The organism is Burkholderia sp. B10, assembly GCF_004368385.1.
Lineage (GTDB): Bacteria > Pseudomonadota > Gammaproteobacteria > Burkholderiales > Burkholderiaceae > Burkholderia > Burkholderia vietnamiensis.
This window is the reverse complement of record NZ_PQMX01000027.1, coordinates 1-18,632: the sequence shown is the minus strand read 5'-3', so window position 1 is coordinate 18,632 and position 18,632 is coordinate 1. Positions and strand designations below refer to the sequence as shown.

Below are 18,632 nucleotides of genomic sequence, written 5' to 3'. Positions count from 1 at the left end.
GATTTAGAGAGATGAGAGCATTAATCACTGGGGGATTCGGTTTCATCGGTTCCCATTTGACTCGCCACCTTCTTGACAAGGGTTGGGGCGTTACCGTTGTCGATCTGGAGGGGGCTGCGCCGTGCGTAGCGTTGCCGATGGAAAAATTGACCGTCATCAACGGGCCCTACTACGCGCCGGAGGTCATTGCGCAATGCAGCGGAGAGATCGACGTGTGCTTTCACCTTGCATCGAGCGTGGGCCCCGCACTGTCGAACGAGAAGATCGTATTCGATATCGAAACCAACTTGATCGGAACGGTATCGTTGCTTGATGCGCTCTCTCCAAAGCAAATTCGGCGATTTGTCTATATTTCGTCGGGCGGCACTGTTTATGGAACAGTGCCAAGTGTACCGATTTCGGAAGACCAACATGGTTTCCCTACGTGTTCGTACGGTATCGTAAAAAAGGCGGTCGAGTATTATTTGCACCTGTACAGCAAAATTTATGGGATGCGCTACAACGTGATTCGCCTCGCCAACCCGTACGGGGTCGGCCAGCGACTGAATTACAATCAAGGTGCGATTGCCAATTTTATCGGAAAAATTATTAACAACGTCCCACTCGAGATCTGGGGGGATGGGTCTGTAATTCGAGATTATATTTATATAGACGATGTGGTGCGGGCGATCGTCGCGGCAGCGGAGAGCGATGCTGAAAACGAAATCTTCAATGTTGGCTCCGGCGTGGGGCTTTCGTTGAATCAAATAGTAAAAATTCTCCGAGACGATTTCCAGTTGCCATTCGAGGTGAAATATCAGGCATCAAGAAATGTGGATGTCCCTGTCAACATTCTAGACATCACGAAGGCACTTGCCAAACTAAACTGGCGACCCGAGGTTGACGTCAAGAGTGGTATCGAGGCCACCTTGACATGGGCCCGCGGCCAATGAGGCCTAATGTCGCGCGCGGAAATCTCGAAAGCTACCGGCCACGCTGAGTCGAAAGTTATTCCAATGAAAATCTCTCTCTATATTAACTATTTTAACCCCGCGTACATGGTGAAAAGTGGGGTGATGAAGCCGATTCAGACGGGGTGTGCATTATCGAAGCACGATTTGCCGACTCTCAAAGACAACGTCGGGGACAATATTTCCGGAAAAAATGCCTCGTACTGTGAGCTGACGGGGCAATATTGGGTTTGGAAAAACGACAAAGATTCGGATTATGTCGGTTTTGTTCACTATCGCCGCTTCTTTGACTTTTTTCCCGAGAGAGGCGATCGCGTTGTTGATTCGAGTGGCCTCGTCATTGAAGATCGGCTGTCTGCAGAAGTGCTGGCTAAGTATGGCCTGACGGATCACGATATCGAACGCTGTGTCGTCGATGCGGACATGATTTTGCCTGAGCCGTGGAACGTCGCCGGCTGCGGGGCCACAACGATTTACAGTCAATACCGTGACGCTACATTTCATCACATAAAAGATTTGGATCTGGCCGGTGAAATAATCTATGAAACATGTCCGGAGTACTATGGACATTTCAAAAAAGTGATGGACTCGGAAGCGGGTTTGTTCACGAACATGTTTGTCTTTAAGCGTGAGATATTCGAAGAATACTCGGCTTGGCTTTTCCCGTTGCTCGCCGAACTGGAGAAGCGCATTGATGTTTCGGATTATGGCCCTGCGGAGCGCCGTGTCATCGGATATATCGCAGAGCGCATGGTTGGAGTATTTGTCTCAAAAAAATTGGCGGACGACAAAAACTTACGTGTCAAATACCTGCGCCGCGTATTCGTAAAGGATACTTCCCCCACTGCGCAATGCCCGCCGTTGCCAGTAACCGATCTCAGGCCCGTATCAGTTGTCGCCGCCACGGACTCGCATTACGTTGCTCACATGGCCGCGCTTATCGCGTCGGTTTTTTCGAACGCCGCTCAGGATCGATTCATTGATTTTCTGGTTCTTGATGGCGGAATGACCGAACTCGAACGGCGCGGTCTCCAGGCGCTGGAACGGTTGCATCCACATGCAAAGATTTCATTCATCGATATGTCGATGCAGTTTCTCGACATCGATGCGCACATGTACTTCACGCGCGCCACGTTCTATCGCCTCGCGTTACCGGAAATTGTTTACAACCGCAGTAAGATCTTATTTCTCGATACCGACGCGGTTGTGATCGACGACGTCGCCAAGATATTCGATACGGAGCTGGATGGAAAGTCGGCCGCGGCCGTGAAGGATGTGATCATGGCGTCCTTCGTTGCCATGGGAGTTCGCTCAATGGCCGAGACAGGTGGTTATCCGACCGCGAAATACTTATCCGATGTGGTCGGGATGAAGGATCAATATCGCGACTATTTTCAAGCGGGGCTGATTTTATTCAATCTTGAGCGGCTTCGGGAAAATCGCTTGTGTCAGAAAATGATTTCTGATTTGAAGCGCAATCGATATTGGTTCCTCGATCAAGATATTTTGAACAAGTATCTTGTCGGTGACGTCAAGTTTCTTGATTTGACTTGGAATAGTGTCAGTTTGCCGCCCGGGCACGGCAGCGCATTGCCGGTTGATATATACAATGCCTACCTCGAATCACGAAAGAATCCCTCGATGTTGCATTACGCAGGCGCGGTCAAGCCATGGAACGATCCGAGTTCTGAGTTTGCGCAATATTATTGGTTTTATCTGAGAATGACGCTTTGGTACGAAGATCGCCTTCTGAGACTGAATCCATCGTCCACTCCGTTGTCGTTGCGGCGCAATACCACGAAACGACGGATTGCATCGGCAGTGTGGCGACGACTGCCGGGATTCCTTAGGCGCGCGATTTTTCCTCTAGCCACGGCATTGGATCAACGGTGGAAGGATTGATATGGAAAAGATACTCGTTGTTGGCGCGGGCTTGTCTGGTGCGGTCATCGCGCGTGAACTGGCCGAGCAAGGAGTCAAGGTCACAGTGGTGGAGTCGCGAGATCACGTAGCCGGTAACTGCCACACGGAGCGGGACACAAGAACTGGCGTGATGGTTCACGTGCATGGTCCGCATATTTTCCATACGGACAACGAGCGTGTCTGGAAGTATGTAAACAGTTTCGCGCAGTTTGCTCCGTATATTTGTCGGGTGAAGGCGACAACCGGCGGTAACGTGTACGGGCTTCCGATAAATTTGCATACGATCAATCAGTTTTTTGGAAAAACTTTTAATCCAAAGCAAGCGAAAGAATTTATCGAGCAACTAGCAGAAAAATCGATTTCCGAGGTTCGAAGCTTTGAGGATCAGGCATTGCGTTTTCTCGGGAAAGATCTGTACCATGCTTTTTTTCGCGGTTATCCGATCAAGCAATGGGGCCTGCCACCAAGTGAGCTGCCGGCTTCCGTCTTGAAGAGGTTGCCAATTCGATTTAACTACGATGACAACTACTTCAGTCATCGTTTTCAAGGGATGCCAGTCGAAGGTTACACCGTCATGGTGCAGCGTATGCTCGATCACGAAAATATTGACGTTCACTTGAGAACAGAATTCGACTCGACATCGGTGTCGAAATACGATCACGTGTTTTTTAGTGGGCCGTTGGATAGCTGGTTTGAGCACAAATTGGGACGCCTCGCATATCGAACGCTAACGTTTGAGCCTTTCTACGACAAAGGAGATTTTCAAGGTTGTGCTGTGATGAGCTACCCGGATGAAGACGTTCCGTATACGCGAATTACCGAACATAAACACTTTACTCCTTGGGAAGAGCACGAGGAAACCATCGTGTTCAAGGAGTTTAGTAGCCAATGCCGGCCAGGTGATACGCCTTACTATCCGATTCGCTTGGTCGAAGATAAGGCAATGCTTCGGGACTACGTCGATTTGGCCGAAGCTCAGCGAAACGTCACGTTCGTGGGGAGACTGGGCACATATCGCTACCTCGACATGGACGTTACTATTGCCGAAGCGCTCGACGTTGCCGACTCTTTCTTGAAAGCGCGTGGGACGCAGGCACGGATGCCTGCATTCGTTGTGTCGCCTCTTTGATCTGAGGAGATTCTGCCCTTTTTGCCAAATAGGTATTTGGCAAAAAGGGGCTTATATAGAGCGAAGTCGCTGTACCGAATGAAGGATTTTTTCTGCGCGATTTTGGTATGTGTGATCTCGCAGAGTGCGGGCCTGAGCGGCGAGTGCGATTCTTTTTGCCATTGCGGGATCGTCTTTCAGCATTTCACAATGCTGTCGTAACTCCGCGGGTGAATCGAATAACAAGATTTCTCCGCTCGATTCATCGTAATAGTCACTGATCTCGAGGCCTTCGACGAACATGCACTGCACGGTGCCGGCTGCGGCCGCTTCAAATGTTCGTGGCCCCGGTGTCGATGCATCGAGATTGAATCGCTCGTTCGCCAGGTTGTGCCGTCTCCCAACGTTCAACGTAATTAGCGATGAAGCGTACATATCCGGAAGCGCGTCGTTACGGATCCGTCGATTCGCCGCAAAACCCAGATCTTCCGGCCAACCGTCACCAAGTACCTCAACATTGATGTCGCGCAGATGAGCGGCACAATCCCGTAGAAGTTGAACGCGATTATTGAATCCGACTCCACAGAAGAACAGGTCGCGTGCTTTTTCTGTTTTGAAATTCCGGAAATGTGCGTTTGGATCCGCTGCGAGCGGAAGATGAACGACATGTGGATGTGGGTAATGCGTGGAGGTCCACTTGTCATTTGAAAAAATTATGTCCGCAAGCGGTACGATCTTCGCTGCGTGATCAAATTCATATGGGTCGTCATGAAGCCAAAAGGCCATCGTGGCGCCAAGGTCCATGGCAACTTGCTTTAAAGGAAGATAGTGTGCCTCCAAGGGCATGCAGGATCCAAACACCAGAATCAGATCCGGCACTGCGGCTTTTGCGATCATCGTGGCGCTCTCGAGTGAACAAACGGTCACGTCCGCTACTTTATCGAGGCCACGAAAACCATTTGCCACATATCCCCGAAGTACTGCATTGTTGTTGATTGCGTCGGGCGACGCACCCGCGATTAAAACTTTCATGCTTTACCTCGAGACGCGAATTCGGTTTGCAATGATGCGCAGCGTCGGACGAAAACCGTGGATCTTGTAGAATGCTGCCAGCTTGTGCGCCTTCCGTACTGCGCCCGAAAACACTTGTCCGCCGAGTGGCAAGTGCTGCGTTCCATGGTGCCAACTCGATGGAAGGGGCGCGATTCCTGTGTCTGCGAGATTCAATTCACCCACAGATGGTGCACTGCTTCGAGACAGATGGGGCAGCAACCGCGAATACGCAGATCTCAGAGCGGTCACGTGATCGGAAGTGCGCGAGTAGAGCGCCGGAGAGATATTTGATCGATACTTCGCCAGTGCTGATGGCGAGTCGATAAGTGCATGGACGGCGTCAATCAGATCTCCCTCACTGCCGGGGGCGATTTTCAGCCCGTTGACACCATGCTGGATGCGTTCTCCAAGGGCACCGATATCTGTAACGATGGGCACGAGGCCCATCTGAAGCGCTTCAGACAGGGTTAAGCAGTAAGTCTCGGGCCAAATCGATAAATGGAGGGAGACGTCACAATCCTTCAACGCGGCCGGCATGTCATCGTACCGGTAACTTCCGTGGGTGACGACGTTAGGATAGCGGGCGCGATTCGAAAAATCGGCGTACTGCGGGTCGATTCGGCCAAATAGATGGAATTCGACCGGTGCGTGTGCGAGTAGGGGAAGGGCGCGCGCAAGAATATCACCCCCTTTCTGATGAGTGACATTGCCGAGCCACGCCACTTTGAGTGGTGTGGGTTTGGTGTGGCATGTCGTCGCGGCCGTACGGTCAGGGATAGGTACCGGAATCACCTGTACGTTGGCGTGACTCCTCACTGAGGGATAGATCCGCTCGTAGATGCGTTTGCTCTGTTTCGTATTGAAGACGAGCATATCGACGCGGCTCAGCACGTCGTTCCAAAAACTCCGTCTTATTGCCTGCGATCCCGGCGCAATATGGTGCTTCTGCCATAAACATACATCGCATTGGGACAGTGGAATATCTGGTGCGCCGCAGTATGTGTCCTTGAACGACAGCAAATTAAACTCGTGACAGACACCGTAAAAATCATGTGCGGTGAATGCGCTCGAAATTCCAAGCAGTGGTGGCGCGAAGATGAGCGACGGCGGGTGGCCGATGGTGTGATGGAAATGGACGAGATCGACCTTATACTTGCTCAGGATATTTCGGAATGTGTTTTCCCTTTCTTCGCATCGAAGCATATCTGTTTCGTATCGACGTGCGAACTGAAAGGTTTCGAGCGTTTCGTAAGTCTCTGACAAAAGGCGAGCGGACCGCCCGGTTCCATTGTCGGGAACATAGAACAGTACGTTGAAATCATTTCGCAATTCGGGACGTAGAAGGTCGAGATATACCTCAACTCCGCCGAAATTAGCGCCGCCTATGACATTGTGTGTCACGAATATGATTGTTCGCCGATCCGAGGTCACCGGTTGCGCTGCGGGGGATGGAATATTCGACGCGGCGGCCAGGATGGTATCGACGCGTCGATCGTACGTATGTAACTGAGTTGCCTTCGTACGAGCTGCCTCTGCAATCTCGTTACGATAGGCGCGATCGTCGATTATCCGTGTCGCTTTCTGGATGAAATCACGTTCGTCCGAGAAGAGGACAAGCTCCCTATCCGGTACAAAGAAGTCCTTAACCTCTGTCAGCGACTCGTGAACGATCTGAACGGACCCCGAGAGCGCGGCCTCGAACAATCGAGGGGGAGGCGTCTCCGCGAATTCGCGGCCTCCAGACGCGGTGAAAACGCGGGGCAGCATCAGGGTCATGGCACTTCGATTTGCAAAACGTGCGAAGTCAGACGGCGATGTGCGCCAGGAGAGGGCGCTAGTCGGCAGATCGATTCCGTGCGGAGGGAGGAACGGATTGGTCGGAAGCGCTAGCTTGTATTTCCAATTCTCGGGTAATTGCTTGAGAACCGAGCGCAAGAACTCGCTGCGGTTCGGCCAGGCGGTGCCGGCGAAAAACATGTGATAACGCAGTTCTTGCTCCGGTGGCAGGACCGGAAGTGAATGAAACTCCACTGCGCCTGCGAGCGGCAAATGTCTACCCCGATTTCCGTATGCTGAAACACTGGACGAATCGTTCGTGAACACGACGTCGAACAGTTCGGCATTTTTCTGATTAATTGGAAGCTCGTAGGGATCTTCGGTCACCCAAAGCACGGAGCGGCCACAAATCGCTGCAAGTGTCGCGCACAGATCCTTGCGGAGTTCCTCGCCATCGAAGGCGATGAACAGATTGCAATTCTGATGCATCGCCGTGGGAGCGGCATCGATGGGATCTACTTTCGCGACGAATGCGACGTCCGGGTGTCGCTGCAAGGCATGAAAAATCGCGAGGCAAATGTAGTGGTTCGGGTTGCGATATTTCGTGTCAAGCAGCAATACGCGGAATTTTGGGTGAGTCATAGATCTTCTTTGCCGACGGGGAAATGCTCAAGGTCATGAGGACGCCACGGGGAGCAGTCTTTGTCGCGGCCGCCCCGAGTACTCGCTTACGCTTCCGGTAGCAACTGTGGCCGCTCCATGGTGGCGCGGTGGCGTCCGGGACTGGCGCATGCTGAGATTGAAGAGACGTGCTCCATGGGTGTTCTTGTGCGAGCAGGCAATGTTAACGCACAACACCGGTTCCGACGCCTGCTCCAGTCATTGCGGAAGTCTAGCAAGTGGAGCGAATGCTCATGTAAGTATCGGTAACCGTGGTCACGGGCGTCGCTTGCCAAGGGGGCGTCTTATGCCCAAACTTACGGCTTTTAGGGAACGGTACGGGATGGTCAGGAACCAAATTCGATGGTGTGCGCGGTGACCGCAAGCACGCGGAGCGAGGGCACGCAACTTTCAGTTTCGGTGGTTGTGTTCCGGCCGGATGTCCCGGCCTTGGTGAGGACTCTCGACACGCTACGGGGCGCGATATCAATTCTTGGCGAGGGAAGGGTACCGAGCAGGACGTCGATCTACCTGATCGACAACGGCGGGCTACCGGACCTGGCGAGTCCTATCCAGTCGCTACATGCAGTCTGCGCAGACGTCGTGATTGCCGCAGGGCATGGCAATATCGGATACGGTCGCGGCCATAACAGTGTTTTGCAGAGCCTGGGTAGCCGATACCACCTCGTCCTGAATCCAGATGTCGACATCGACCCATCTGCACTAGTTGAGGCGATAGCCTTTCTCGACGAGAACGATCAGGTGGGACTGCTTGCGCCGCGTATCAGTAATGAGGATGGAACATTGCAGCACCTTTGCCGGCGCTTTCCCACCGTGATGGATCTTGCCGTGCGTGGATTCCTGCCGGCAGGGTGGCGCAAGCGGTTCCATCGCCGCCTCGCCCACTACGAAATGCGCGACGTCATCAACGACCACGACATCGTCTGGGACCCGCCCATCGTCAGCGGCTGCTTCATGCTGTTCCGCACCGAAGTGCTGAAGAAACTCGGCGGCTTCGATCCGCGCTATTTCCTCTACTTCGAGGACTATGACCTCAGCCTGCGCACGCACGACGTCGCGCGCGTCGCCTATGTCCCGTCGGTGCGGGTGATCCACCATGGCGGCGGCGCGTCGCGCAAGGGCTTCGCGCACATCCGCATGTTCGCCGCGTCGGCCTTCAAGTTCTACAACCGTTTCGGCTGGAGGCTGTGGTGAGCCACCTCATCGTCACCGGCGCAAACGGCTTTGTCGGGCGCGCGGTCTGCCGGCGCGCGCTGGAGGCCGGGCACACCGTCACCGCCTTGGTCAGGCGCCAGGGCGGGTCTGTCGCCGGCGTGCGCGAATGGGTGCACGACGCCGCCGATTTCGACGGTGTCGACCAAGCATGGCCCGCCGATCTGGCCGCCGACTGCGTGATACATCTGGCCGCTCGCGTACACGTGATGCGCGACGAGTCGCCGGATCCCGACGCCGCGTTCGACGCGACCAACGTCGCCGGCACCATGCGGCTCGCCCAAGCCGCGCGCCGGCACGGCGTTCGCCGCATCGTGTACGCCAGCAGCATCAAGGCGGTCGGCGAGAGCGATGGCGGCGCGCCATTGTCGGAAGCGGTGCCCCCCGCTCCTCAGGACGCCTACGGTCGCTCGAAGCTGCGCGCGGAGCGCGAACTCGCGCAGTTCGGTGCGTCGAACGGGCTCGACGTCGTGATCGTTCGTCCGCCGCTCGTCTACGGTCCTGCCGTCCGAGCGAACTTCCTGAAGATGATGGACGCCGTCGCGCGCGGGATGCCGCTACCGCTCGGCTCAATCCCGGCACGCCGCAGCATCGTCTACGTCGACAACCTCGCCGACGCGCTACTGCGATGCGCAATCGATCCGCGTGCGGCGGGCGAATGCTTCCACGTGGCCGACGACGACGCACCGTCGGTCACCGGCCTGCTGCGGCTGGTCGGTGAAGCGCTGGGCAAGCCGGCCCGCCTGATTCCGGTCCCGTCTGCCGTGCTGCGTGTCGTTGGCGCGCTGACCGGCCGCCGGGCGGCAATCGACCGCCTGACGGGCAGTCTCCAGCTCGACACGGGCCGAATCACCCGTGTGCTCGGTTGGCATCCGCCCTACACGACACGACAGGGCCTCGAAGCGACGGCTGCATGGTATCGTTTGCGCGATACACAACAATAGCCGACATGCATTTCACCCTCTCCACGTGGCCGCAGGCGGCCGCGGTGGCGCTGGCCGCTGCCATCGCGTCGACGGCCATCCTGCGCATCCTGCTCGCCACCGGCCTGGCGTGGCGCCTCGCCACCGATATTCCGAACGACCGTTCGCTCCATACGCTGCCGACGCCGCGCGTCGGCGGGTGGGGCATCGTCCCGGTCTGCGTCGTTGCGTTGCTCGCGCTGGCGCCGCACCTGTGGCTGATCGCGGCCGCCGCCGCTGGCCTGGCCGCGATGTCGCAGATCGACGACCGGCGCGGGCTGCCGGCACGCGTGCGGTTCTCGGCGCACCTCGCAGCGGTCGTCGCGCTGCTCGCGGTGTATCCGGCCGACGCACCGTGGTGGTTGCTGGCCGGCATCGGCTTCGTGATGGTCTGGTTGACGAACCTGTACAACTTCATGGATGGCGCGGACGGCCTCGCGGGCGGCATGGCGCTGTTCGGCTTCGGCGCATATGCGATCGCGGCCCTCGGCGGCCCAGGACCGTCGCCGGATCTGGTCGTCGCCGGCGCCGCCATCTCGGGCGCCGCGCTCGGCTTTCTTCTGCTGAATTTCCATCCGGCCCGGCTGTTTCTCGGCGATGCGGGCTCGATTCCGCTCGGATTCCTCGCCGGTGCCGTCGGCTATTGGGGCTGGCGAGGGAACGTGTGGCCGATCTGGTTTCCCGCGCTCGTCTTCGCTCCCTTTATTGCGGATGCATCTGTAACACTTTCGAGACGATTGTTACGCGGAGAAAAGTTCTGGCAGGCCCATCGGGAGCACTATTATCAGAGGATGGTCCGCGCGGGCGTAGGTCATAGCCGGACCGCTCTTTATTGGTACCTCATCATGCTCGCAGGCATAATCGTTGCTCTGTGGGCGAAGGGCCGCCCGGAACCGCAGCAGTGGCTGGCGTTCTTCGGATGGTACGGCGTCCTGGCATGTCTCGGACTCTTGATCGACATGCGTTGGCGCCGGTTTCAGTCGGCTGCCGAAAATAACTCTTGAGGTTTCCTGCCGATGTTGCGAACCAAGGCATCATGGCTTTCGCTGAGCGCTTTCCTGTTTGACCTGACGGCGGTCACCACCGCGTGGTTGTTCGCCTATCTCGTCCGTTTCAACGGCAGCGTGCCGTCCGACTTCATGAGCGGCGCGCTGACGGCGCTCGTCTGGGTGCTGCCCGTCTACGCGCTGATGTTTCACGTGTTCGGCCTGTATCGCGGCCTGTGGGTGTTCGCAAGCCTCCCCGATCTGGTCCGGATCTCGAAGGCGGTCGTCGGCGGCGGAGTGATCGTGATGATCGGCGCGGTGATGTTCCAGCCGTCCCCCATCATCCCGCGCTCCGTGCTGCTCGTGTCGCCGCTGATGTTGTTCCTGGCGATGGGCGGCGCCCGCGCGCTGTACCGCGCGACGAAGGAGTTCTACCTGTATGGTGGGCTGGTCGGGCAAGGCAAGCCGATACTCGTGCTCGGTGCCGGCACGGCCGGCGCGAGCCTCGCCCGCGAACTGTCGCGATCGGGTGAATGGCGTCTGGTCGGCCTGCTCGACGACGATCCGACCAAGCGCGGGCGCGAAATCTATGGCTATAAAGTGCTCGGTTCATTCAACGACCTGAAGCACTGGACCGACGCGCTGAAAGTGGAATACGCGATCATCGCGATTCCGTCGGCGTCGGTCGAAACACAGCGCCGCGTCGCGACGCTGTGCGTGCGCGCCGGCATCAAGGCGATGGTGCTGCCGTCGCTGACCGCCCTGATGCCGGGGCAGGGCTTCCTGTCGCAGGTGCGCAACATCGACCTCGAGGATTTGCTCGGTCGCGACGCGGTGACGATCGATACACCGCACGTCGAAGCGCTGCTGCGCGGCCGCGTGGTGATGGTGACCGGCGCGGGCGGGTCGATCGGCTCCGAGCTGTGCCGGCAGATTCTCCGCTTCAAGCCGGCGCAATTGGTCGCGTTCGACCTGTCCGAATATGCGATGTATCGGCTCACCGAGGAGTTGCGCGAGCGCTTCCCCGACCAGCACGTGGTGCCCATCATCGGCGATGCGAAGGATTCGCTGCTGCTCGATCAGGTGATGTCGCGCTATGCGCCGCATATCGTCTTCCACGCGGCCGCTTACAAGCACGTGCCGCTGATGGAAGAGCTCAACGCGTGGCAGGCGCTGCGCAACAATGTGCTCGGTACGTACCGCGTCGCACGCTCGGCGATCCGTCACGACGTGCGCCATTTCGTGCTGATCTCGACCGACAAGGCCGTCAACCCGACCAACGTGATGGGCGCGAGCAAGCGGCTCGCCGAAATGGCGTGCCAGGCGCTTCAACAGACGAGCGAGGGCACGCAGTTCGAGACGGTGCGCTTCGGCAACGTGCTCGGCAGTGCCGGCAGCGTGATCCCGAAGTTCCAGCAGCAGATCGCGAAGGGCGGCCCGGTGACGGTCACGCATCCCGAGATCACGCGTTTCTTCATGACGATTCCCGAGGCGTCGCAGCTCGTGCTGCAGGCATCGAGCATGGGCCATGGCGGCGAGATCTTCATTCTGGACATGGGCGAGCCGGTCAAGATCGTCGACCTCGCGCGCGACCTGATTCGTCTCTACGGTTTCTCGGAAGGGCAGATCCGGATCGAATTCACGGGGCTGCGTCCGGGCGAGAAGCTGTACGAGGAACTGCTCGCCGACGACGAAACGACCACGCGCACGCCGCATCCGAAGCTGCGGATCGCCCGTGCGCGGGAAGTGCCGGACCACCTGCTCGACGAGTTGCTGCCGTGGCTGATGCAGCACCGCGTGCTCAACGACGACGAGGTGCGGCGCGACTTGCGGCGATGGGTGCCGGAGTATCAGCCGTCCGTCGCGCCGGTGCTGCAGAGTGTGCCTTTGGTGCGAGCGGTATCGAACGAATGAGCGCGCACGCGCTTCGGCTGCCGCTTCGGCTGCGTTAGTGCCGACCAGGAAAAAGCGTCCCGCGGGACGCTTTTTCGTTTTGGCAGCGTGACTTAATGCCCCCGCCTCTCCTTCCTCACCACCATCCACTTCGGCGCCCTGAACCTGACGATGCTGAGATAAAGCCAAACGTAAGTGAGCGCAAACAGCACGACAAACACGAACAGATGCACCGTATGCCGCCAGAACAGCGTCGCCGGAATCACCGCAACCAGGCACAGCAGCCACAGATAAGGTGAGGTAAGCGAATTGCGCCGCGTCAGATCATGCGCATGCTTGGTCCCCACCGCCCACCGCATCAGCCGCTTGTACACGAGCATGTGCAGATGCACGCCGTCCGGAATCCCCGGCGACATCCCGCGGATGAACTTCTTCCGGTAGATCGAGAAGCACGTCTCGAAGATCGGATACATGAACAGCAGCACCGGATACCACGCCGACACCTCGCGATTGCGCATCACGAGCATGATCGCGAGTTCCGCCAGCATGAACCCGATGAAATAAGCGCCGCCGTCGCCGAGAAAGATCAACCCGGCCGGGAAATTCCACAGAAAGAACCCGAGCACGGCGCCCATCATGATGATCGACGCCGACATCACGACCGCGTCGTTGACGTGGAACGCGACATACGCGAGCGACGCGAACATCATGAAGCTCACCATCGAAGCAAGCCCGTTGAACCCGTCGATGATGTTGATCGCGTTCGCGAGCGCCGCGACCGCGAGCACCGTGATGAACGCCGAGATGACCACGTAGCCCAGCAGAAAGTCGAGCGGCGGCACGCTGATGCGCTTGACCGCGATGCCCAGCAGCCAGAACGCGAGCGCGGCCGCGCCCATCGTGCACAGCAGCCGCGCGCGCGGCGACACGCGCTTGGTCAGATCCTCGACGAGCCCCGACAGGAACGCCGGCATCCCGCATGCGGCGATCCCGAGGATGCTGCCGGCGATCGTCGGATAGCGCCGCGACAGGATCAGCGCGGCGATGACGACCCCGGCCAGGATCCCGATGCCGCCCACCCGCGGCACCGGCCGCACGTGGAATTTCTGCACGCCAGCCAGATCGCTGTCGACCGAGAATTTCTCGTGCAGATGCGCGTAGCGGACGATGAACAACGTGACGAGCAGGGAGGCGATGAAGCCGGACGCGAAGCTGAGCATGGGATCGCTCGAAAAATGGACAGCGGATTATACAAAACCGCGCGGGTTCCCCTCCTGCCATTTCCAGTGGTCGACGCACATCTCTTCGATGCCGAGCGTCGCGCGCCAGCCGATGATGTCGGCGGCGGCCTGCGGGTTCGCGTAGCACTCTGCGATGTCGCCCGGGCGGCGCGCGACGAGTTCGTACGGCACCGGCCGGCCCGACGCCTTCTCGAACGCGCGCACGACTTCGAGCACGCTGTAGCCCTGGCCGGTGCCGAGGTTCACGACGAAGCTCGCGTCGCGCGTCGCGAGCGCATCGAGCGCGGCGATGTGCCCCTTCGCGAGATCGACGACGTGGATGTAGTCGCGTACGCCGGTGCCGTCCGGCGTCGGATAGTCGGAGCCGAACACGCGCAGCTTCTCGAGCTTGCCCACCGCGACCTGCGCGACATACGGCATCAGGTTGTTCGGAATGCCGGCCGGATCCTCGCCGATCAGCCCGCTCGAATGCGCCCCGACCGGATTGAAGTAGCGCAGCGTCGCGATGCGCCACGACGGGTCGGACACCTCGAGGTCGCGCAGGATCTGCTCGGCGATCAGCTTCGACTGGCCGTACGGATTGGTCGCGGACAACGGGAACGACTCGTCGATCGGCGAGCGCTCGGGCACGCCGTATACGGTCGCCGACGAGCTGAACACGAACTGCCGCACATTGCGCTCGCGCATCACCTTCAGCACGGCAAGCAGCCCGCCGAGGTTGTTCTGGTAGTACTCGAGCGGCTTCGCGACCGATTCGCCGACCGCCTTGAGCGCCGCGAAGTGGATCGTGCCGGTGATCGGGTGCGCGTCGAACACCTTGGCGAGCGCGGCTTCGTCGCACACGTCGACCTGGTGAAACGCCGGCGTCTTGCCGGTGATGCGCTCGATCCGGCGCACGGCTTCGACCTTGCTGTTGACGAGGTTGTCGACGATCACGACATCGTAGCCGTTGTCGAGCAGCTCGACGGCGGTGTGCGAGCCGATGTAGCCCGCACCGCCGGTCACGAGGATGGTGCCTTTAGCGGTCATGCTGATGCGCTCCTTCAGAGTGTGATGCCGGTCAATGTATGAATGGTCTGCCGGTAGCGTTCGACGACCTGCTGCTCGTCGAATTCCGCGGCCACCTTGCGGCGCCCGCGCGCGCCCATCGCTTCACGTCCCGGCGCGCCGAGCTCGATCATGCGGATCATCTGTTCGGCGAGACTCGCGCCGTCCCGCACGCGGCACAGGAAACCCGTGTCGCCGTCGGCGACGACGTCGCGGCAGCCCGGCACGTCGGTCGCGACGATCGGGCGGCCCATCGCGGACGCTTCCATCAGCGTGCGCGGCACGCCCTCGCGATACGACGGCAGCACGACGCAGTCGGCCGCCGCGATGTGCGGCCGCACGTCGTGCGCCTCGCCGAGGTACTCGACGACGCCTTCGCCAACCCACGCGTCGACGTCCGCACGGCCGATCGCGCTCGGATTGTCGACGCCGAGCGGGCCGAGCAGCTGGAAGCGCGCGTCGGGATAGTGCGCACGCACCGCGCGCGCGGCCTCGACGTATTCGCGCACGCCCTTGTCCCACAGCAGCCGGCCGATCAGGATGAACACGGGGCCGCGGCCGGCCGGCAACGGCGCCGGCGCGAACTGCTCGAGATCGACGCCTTCGCCGTGCAGCAGCCGTGCGCGCTCGGGATGCGCGAGCAACTGCTCGTCGGTGAAGGTCGCGAGATCGTCGCGGTTCAGGAACCAGACTTCACGCGGGAAGCGGAACGCGAAGCGGTACAGGCGCTTCGCGACGCTGGCCGCGCGGCTCTTCTGGATGAACACGTAGCCGAGGCCCGTGGTGACGGCGATCGACGGCACGCGCGCGAGCCACGCGGCGATCGACCCGTAGATGTTCGGCTTGATCGTGTAATGAAACACGAGATCGGGCTTCAGCGCGCGGTAGTGACGCACCAGCGCGGCCAGCGTGCCGAGATCCTCGCGCGGGCTGGTGCCTTTCGATGCGACGGCGAGCGCGACGTAGCGGCAGCCCATCTGTTCGAGCAGCGGCACCGTGCGGTCGTACGGCGCGATCACGACGACCTCGGCGCCGCGCGCGACGAGCGCACGGATCAGCCCGTGTCGGTACGTGTAGATCGCCCAGGCCGTGTTGCAGACGAGCGCGATGCGCAGCGGGGAGGTGGCGGACATGAAAAAAAGAAAAAATAAAGCGTCGAAAAAGCCGGTGCGGACTACGCGGACGGCCGCGCGGCGAACAGCGTCTGCTTGATCCGCTGCAGCGTGCGATACGGCGTCACGAAATGCAGCAGGTTCTTGGCGAGGCCGGCCCAGTCGTACGGGTTCAGCACGTTGAAGTGACGCAGCAGCAGCGACAGCGTCGAGATCAGCTGGCGGCGGCGCTTGGTCGCGCTGATCCCGCCCTCGTTGAGCTCGTAATAGAGGCCGAGCTCGGGCAGGTTCGCGCAATCGTAACGTTGCATTAACCGTAAATAAAGATCGAGATCCTCGGCCGCGCGGTACTTCGCGCGATAGTTGCCGACTTCGCGCACGGCGTCGATGCGCAGCATCACCGACGGATGCACGAGCGGCGAGCGCAGAAAGCGCGTGCGGCGCAGCGTGCGCGGGTCGGCCGGCGGCGTCAGCATGAAACGCGCTTCGCCGACGCGCGACACGACCTGCGTCCACATGCCGACACAGGCCACGCGCGGATGCGCATCGAGATACGCACGCTGTTTCGCGAGCCGCTGCGGCGCGGCGAGGTCGCCGGCGTCGATGCGCGCCGCATAGCGGAAGCCGCGCGCGGCGAGCGTGTCGATGCCGGCCTCGAGCGCGCGCTCGATGCCGCCGTTGCGCGGCATGCGCAGCACCTCGATCGCGAGGCCCGGCAGCGCGGGCGCGACGATCGGCGGCGTGCTGCCGTCGTCGACGATCAGCACGTGCACGCGCGCATCCTCGCGAAACGACGCGAGGGTGCGCACGACGTCGTCGTGCCCGTTGTAGGCGGGCATCAGCACGGCCACGTCGTCGAGCAGGGGCGGGCAATCGGAAGGCGTCATGGGCGCAGCTTGATACGGATGTAATAAAAGTTGACGGCGGCGGCCGCGACGTAGCCCGCGGCCAGTCCGACGAGCGCGCCGTACAGGCCGAGCCGCGGGATCGCGAGCACGTTGACGAGCGCGGCGATCGCGAGCGCGAGCACCCATTTCGCCAGCAACACGAATTTTGCTTGATATTTGAGAACGATAAGATTGCCTATCGCCTCGATGCCGGCCGGCACGGACAGCCAGACGGCCCAGCGGAAGATGTCGACCGACGCCTCGTAGCCGCGGCCGAACACCTTGCCCACGACGAGCGGCGCGGCGGCGTCCAGCACCAGCGCGCCGGCCGTCATCAGCGCGGCGGTCATCGCGATCAGCCGGACGATGTTGCGGCGCAGCCGCGCGACGTCCTGCACGCGGTACACGAACGCGGGCGCGATGGTCTGCGCGAGCATCAGCGCGAGCGTGATCCAGTTCTCGTTGAGCTGCTGGGCGGCCGCATAGCGGCCCAGGTCGGCGAACGACACGTGACGCTCGAGCATCAGGCGGTCGAGCTTCAGGAACAGGTACATGCAGATCAGGCCGAGCCAGAACACGGTGCCGGCCGTCGCGAAGTGCCTGAACAGCGGCTTGTCGAACGTCCAGCCGAGCGCGCCGCCGTTACGGTGGCGGTAGTAGAGCAGCAGCGCGAAGCCGATCGCCGCGGCCTCGAGCGCCCACAGCCACGCGAAGCGGGCCGGGCCGGCGGCCGCGCGCACGAGCAGCCAGACGAGCAGCGCCTTGACCAGCGCCGTCACCATGCTGGTGACGAGCTGCGGCTTGCTGTACGTCATGCTCTGCAGCCACGCGTTGATCACGCCGACGAACGGCTCGCGGAACACCATCGTGACCGCGAGGCCCGCGAGCATCGCGCCGACGAGCGGGTCGAACGCGCCGGCGCCGATCGCGATCCAGGTCGCGGCGAGCGCGGCGGCCGACACGCCGATGCGCAGCACGAACGCGCTGCCGAGCACCGCGCCGGGTTGCGTGCCGGGTTGCGCGCCGGCGCGCTGCACGATGGTCGGAACCAGGATTTCGGCGCCGCACACCCAGGTGAGCGGCGCCAGTACGAGGAGGAGCGTATTCGCATACTGCCATTTGCCGAACACGTCCGGCCCGAAATACCGGGCCAGAAGGCCGCTGATCGCGATCGCGACGCCGATCTGCGTGAGCCGTTCGAGCCCGAGCCAGACGAGGTTCGCGACGGCCTTCGCGACGTCCGGGTTGCCGAATCGCTTCAGCATGCGCGGCGGCCGCACGCGCTGGCGGCGGCCGGGAAAGCGCCCGGAGGCGGCAGGTGGGCGGCGGCGGAACGGCTAGGCATTAAAATGGCTACGATGCGCGTCATCAAAACCCGCGATTATAAGTGGGATCGGGGCCGCTCCAGCCGTCCCGTCCGTTGCGCCGAGGGGCCCGCAGTATGATGCCGGGCGCACGCGACAGGCGGCCAGACAATTTTCCATGCAGGCAACAGAGAGAGAACTGATGATCTCCCAATCCATCTTCAAGGCATATGACATTCGCGGCGTGGTCGGCAAGACGCTCGACGCCGACACGGCGCGCGCCATCGGCCGCGCGTTCGGCAGCGAAGTGCGCGCGCAAGGCGGCGACGCCGTCGTGGTCGCGCGCGACGGCCGCCTGTCCGGGCCGGAACTCGTCGGCGCGCTGGCCGATGGCCTGCGTGCGGCGGGCGTCGACGTCGTCGACGTCGGCATGGTGCCCACGCCGGTCGGCTATTTCGCGGCGAGCGTGCCGCTCGCGCTGAAGGGCGGCGAGCGCC

General features: G+C 60.5%; 14 protein-coding genes and 1 pseudogene. 8 read left to right on the top strand and 7 right to left on the bottom strand.

The window, feature by feature from the left end:
• The first annotated feature begins 11 nt into the window (after positions 1–11).
• The 3 genes from C3Y15_RS15630 to glf are packed head-to-tail and all read left to right on the top strand — an operon-like array spanning position 12 to position 4,002.
• Positions 12–932 carry an NAD-dependent epimerase/dehydratase family protein gene (locus C3Y15_RS15630; RefSeq protein WP_059558984.1) on the top strand — a complete coding sequence of 307 codons (921 nt, stop codon included), beginning with the start codon at positions 12–14 and terminating at the stop codon, positions 930–932.
• Between the two features lie 6 nt (positions 933–938).
• Positions 939–2,852: a DUF4422 domain-containing protein gene (locus C3Y15_RS15625; RefSeq protein ID WP_080484264.1), complete on the top strand. Its 1,914-nt coding sequence runs from the start codon at positions 939–941 to the stop codon at positions 2,850–2,852.
• A 1-nt stretch (position 2,853) separates the two neighbouring features.
• Positions 2,854–4,002 (top strand): UDP-galactopyranose mutase, encoded by a 1,149-nt coding sequence (glf, locus tag C3Y15_RS15620; RefSeq protein WP_034194501.1) that lies wholly within the window; start codon positions 2,854–2,856, stop codon positions 4,000–4,002.
• A gap of 51 nt (positions 4,003–4,053) precedes the next feature.
• Here the strand turns inward: glf and C3Y15_RS15615 are convergent, their stop codons facing one another.
• Positions 4,054–5,013, bottom strand: coding sequence for a glycosyltransferase (locus tag C3Y15_RS15615; RefSeq protein ID WP_072465536.1), 960 nt, complete (start codon positions 5,011–5,013; stop codon positions 4,054–4,056).
• Positions 5,014–5,016: 3 nt separating this feature from the next.
• On the bottom strand, positions 5,017–7,452 hold the full coding sequence (locus C3Y15_RS15610; protein WP_080484262.1) for a glycosyltransferase: 2,436 nt from the start codon (positions 7,450–7,452) through the stop codon (positions 5,017–5,019).
• A gap of 393 nt (positions 7,453–7,845) precedes the next feature.
• Between C3Y15_RS15610 and C3Y15_RS15605 the strand changes: the two genes are divergently transcribed.
• Genes C3Y15_RS15605 through C3Y15_RS15590 form a run of 4 tightly spaced genes read left to right on the top strand, consistent with a single transcriptional unit; the run spans position 7,846 to position 12,565 of the window.
• Positions 7,846–8,685: a glycosyltransferase gene (locus C3Y15_RS15605; protein ID WP_230946776.1), complete on the top strand. Its 840-nt coding sequence runs from the start codon at positions 7,846–7,848 to the stop codon at positions 8,683–8,685.
• On the top strand, positions 8,682–9,647 hold the full coding sequence (locus C3Y15_RS15600) for an SDR family oxidoreductase (protein ID WP_059559037.1): 966 nt from the start codon (positions 8,682–8,684) through the stop codon (positions 9,645–9,647). The genes C3Y15_RS15605 and C3Y15_RS15600 overlap by 4 nt, the downstream gene beginning before the upstream one ends.
• Before the next feature lie 5 nt (positions 9,648–9,652).
• Positions 9,653–10,669 (top strand): glycosyltransferase family 4 protein, encoded by a 1,017-nt coding sequence (locus C3Y15_RS15595; RefSeq protein WP_059695544.1) that lies wholly within the window; start codon positions 9,653–9,655, stop codon positions 10,667–10,669.
• A 12-nt stretch (positions 10,670–10,681) separates the two neighbouring features.
• The gene (locus tag C3Y15_RS15590; RefSeq protein ID WP_034194506.1) at positions 10,682–12,565 is read left to right on the top strand and encodes a nucleoside-diphosphate sugar epimerase/dehydratase; all 1,884 of its coding nucleotides are present in this window, start codon (positions 10,682–10,684) and stop codon (positions 12,563–12,565) included.
• A gap of 92 nt (positions 12,566–12,657) precedes the next feature.
• Here the strand turns inward: C3Y15_RS15590 and C3Y15_RS15585 are convergent, their stop codons facing one another.
• The 5 genes from C3Y15_RS15585 to C3Y15_RS15565 are packed head-to-tail and all read right to left on the bottom strand — an operon-like array spanning position 12,658 to position 18,096.
• Positions 12,658–13,764: a glycosyltransferase gene (locus C3Y15_RS15585; protein WP_069246153.1), complete on the bottom strand. Its 1,107-nt coding sequence runs from the start codon at positions 13,762–13,764 to the stop codon at positions 12,658–12,660.
• 27 nt (positions 13,765–13,791) lie between these two features.
• Entirely contained in the window at positions 13,792–14,814 is a 1,023-nt protein-coding gene (gene galE / locus C3Y15_RS15580; protein WP_011883551.1) for a UDP-glucose 4-epimerase GalE, read from the bottom strand.
• 14 nt (positions 14,815–14,828) lie between these two features.
• Positions 14,829–15,965 (bottom strand): glycosyltransferase family 4 protein, encoded by a 1,137-nt coding sequence (locus tag C3Y15_RS15575; protein ID WP_069246154.1) that lies wholly within the window; start codon positions 15,963–15,965, stop codon positions 14,829–14,831.
• A gap of 41 nt (positions 15,966–16,006) precedes the next feature.
• Positions 16,007–16,831, bottom strand: a complete 825-nt coding sequence (locus C3Y15_RS15570; RefSeq protein WP_069246155.1) for a glycosyltransferase — start codon at positions 16,829–16,831, stop codon at positions 16,007–16,009.
• The gene (locus tag C3Y15_RS15565) at positions 16,828–18,096 is read right to left on the bottom strand and encodes an oligosaccharide flippase family protein (protein WP_045579390.1); all 1,269 of its coding nucleotides are present in this window, start codon (positions 18,094–18,096) and stop codon (positions 16,828–16,830) included. The genes C3Y15_RS15570 and C3Y15_RS15565 overlap by 4 nt, the downstream gene beginning before the upstream one ends.
• A 217-nt stretch (positions 18,097–18,313) precedes the next feature.
• On the opposite strand from C3Y15_RS15565, the pseudogene C3Y15_RS15560 reads away from it, so the two are divergent.
• Positions 18,314–18,632 (top strand): annotated as a pseudogene (locus tag C3Y15_RS15560) (phosphomannomutase/phosphoglucomutase); the annotation flags it as partial.

What these genes read in the sequence shown, in the direction of transcription:
- C3Y15_RS15630 (WP_059558984.1), top strand. Translation starts at nt 12, where the DNA reads ATGAGAGCATTAATCACTGGGGGATTCGGTTTCATCGGTTCCCATTTG.
- C3Y15_RS15625 (WP_080484264.1), top strand. Translation starts at nt 939, where the DNA reads ATGTCGCGCGCGGAAATCTCGAAAGCTACCGGCCACGCTGAGTCGAAA.
- glf (WP_034194501.1), top strand. Translation starts at nt 2,854, where the DNA reads ATGGAAAAGATACTCGTTGTTGGCGCGGGCTTGTCTGGTGCGGTCATC.
- C3Y15_RS15615 (WP_072465536.1), bottom strand. Translation starts at nt 5,013, where the DNA reads ATGAAAGTTTTAATCGCGGGTGCGTCGCCCGACGCAATCAACAACAAT.
- C3Y15_RS15610 (WP_080484262.1), bottom strand. Translation starts at nt 7,452, where the DNA reads ATGACTCACCCAAAATTCCGCGTATTGCTGCTTGACACGAAATATCGC.
- C3Y15_RS15595 (WP_059695544.1), top strand. Translation starts at nt 9,653, where the DNA reads ATGCATTTCACCCTCTCCACGTGGCCGCAGGCGGCCGCGGTGGCGCTG.
- C3Y15_RS15590 (WP_034194506.1), top strand. Translation starts at nt 10,682, where the DNA reads ATGTTGCGAACCAAGGCATCATGGCTTTCGCTGAGCGCTTTCCTGTTT.
- C3Y15_RS15585 (WP_069246153.1), bottom strand. Translation starts at nt 13,764, where the DNA reads ATGCTCAGCTTCGCGTCCGGCTTCATCGCCTCCCTGCTCGTCACGTTG.
- galE (WP_011883551.1), bottom strand. Translation starts at nt 14,814, where the DNA reads ATGACCGCTAAAGGCACCATCCTCGTGACCGGCGGTGCGGGCTACATC.
- C3Y15_RS15575 (WP_069246154.1), bottom strand. Translation starts at nt 15,965, where the DNA reads ATGTCCGCCACCTCCCCGCTGCGCATCGCGCTCGTCTGCAACACGGCC.
- C3Y15_RS15570 (WP_069246155.1), bottom strand. Translation starts at nt 16,831, where the DNA reads ATGACGCCTTCCGATTGCCCGCCCCTGCTCGACGACGTGGCCGTGCTG.
- C3Y15_RS15565 (WP_045579390.1), bottom strand. Translation starts at nt 18,096, where the DNA reads ATGCTGAAGCGATTCGGCAACCCGGACGTCGCGAAGGCCGTCGCGAAC.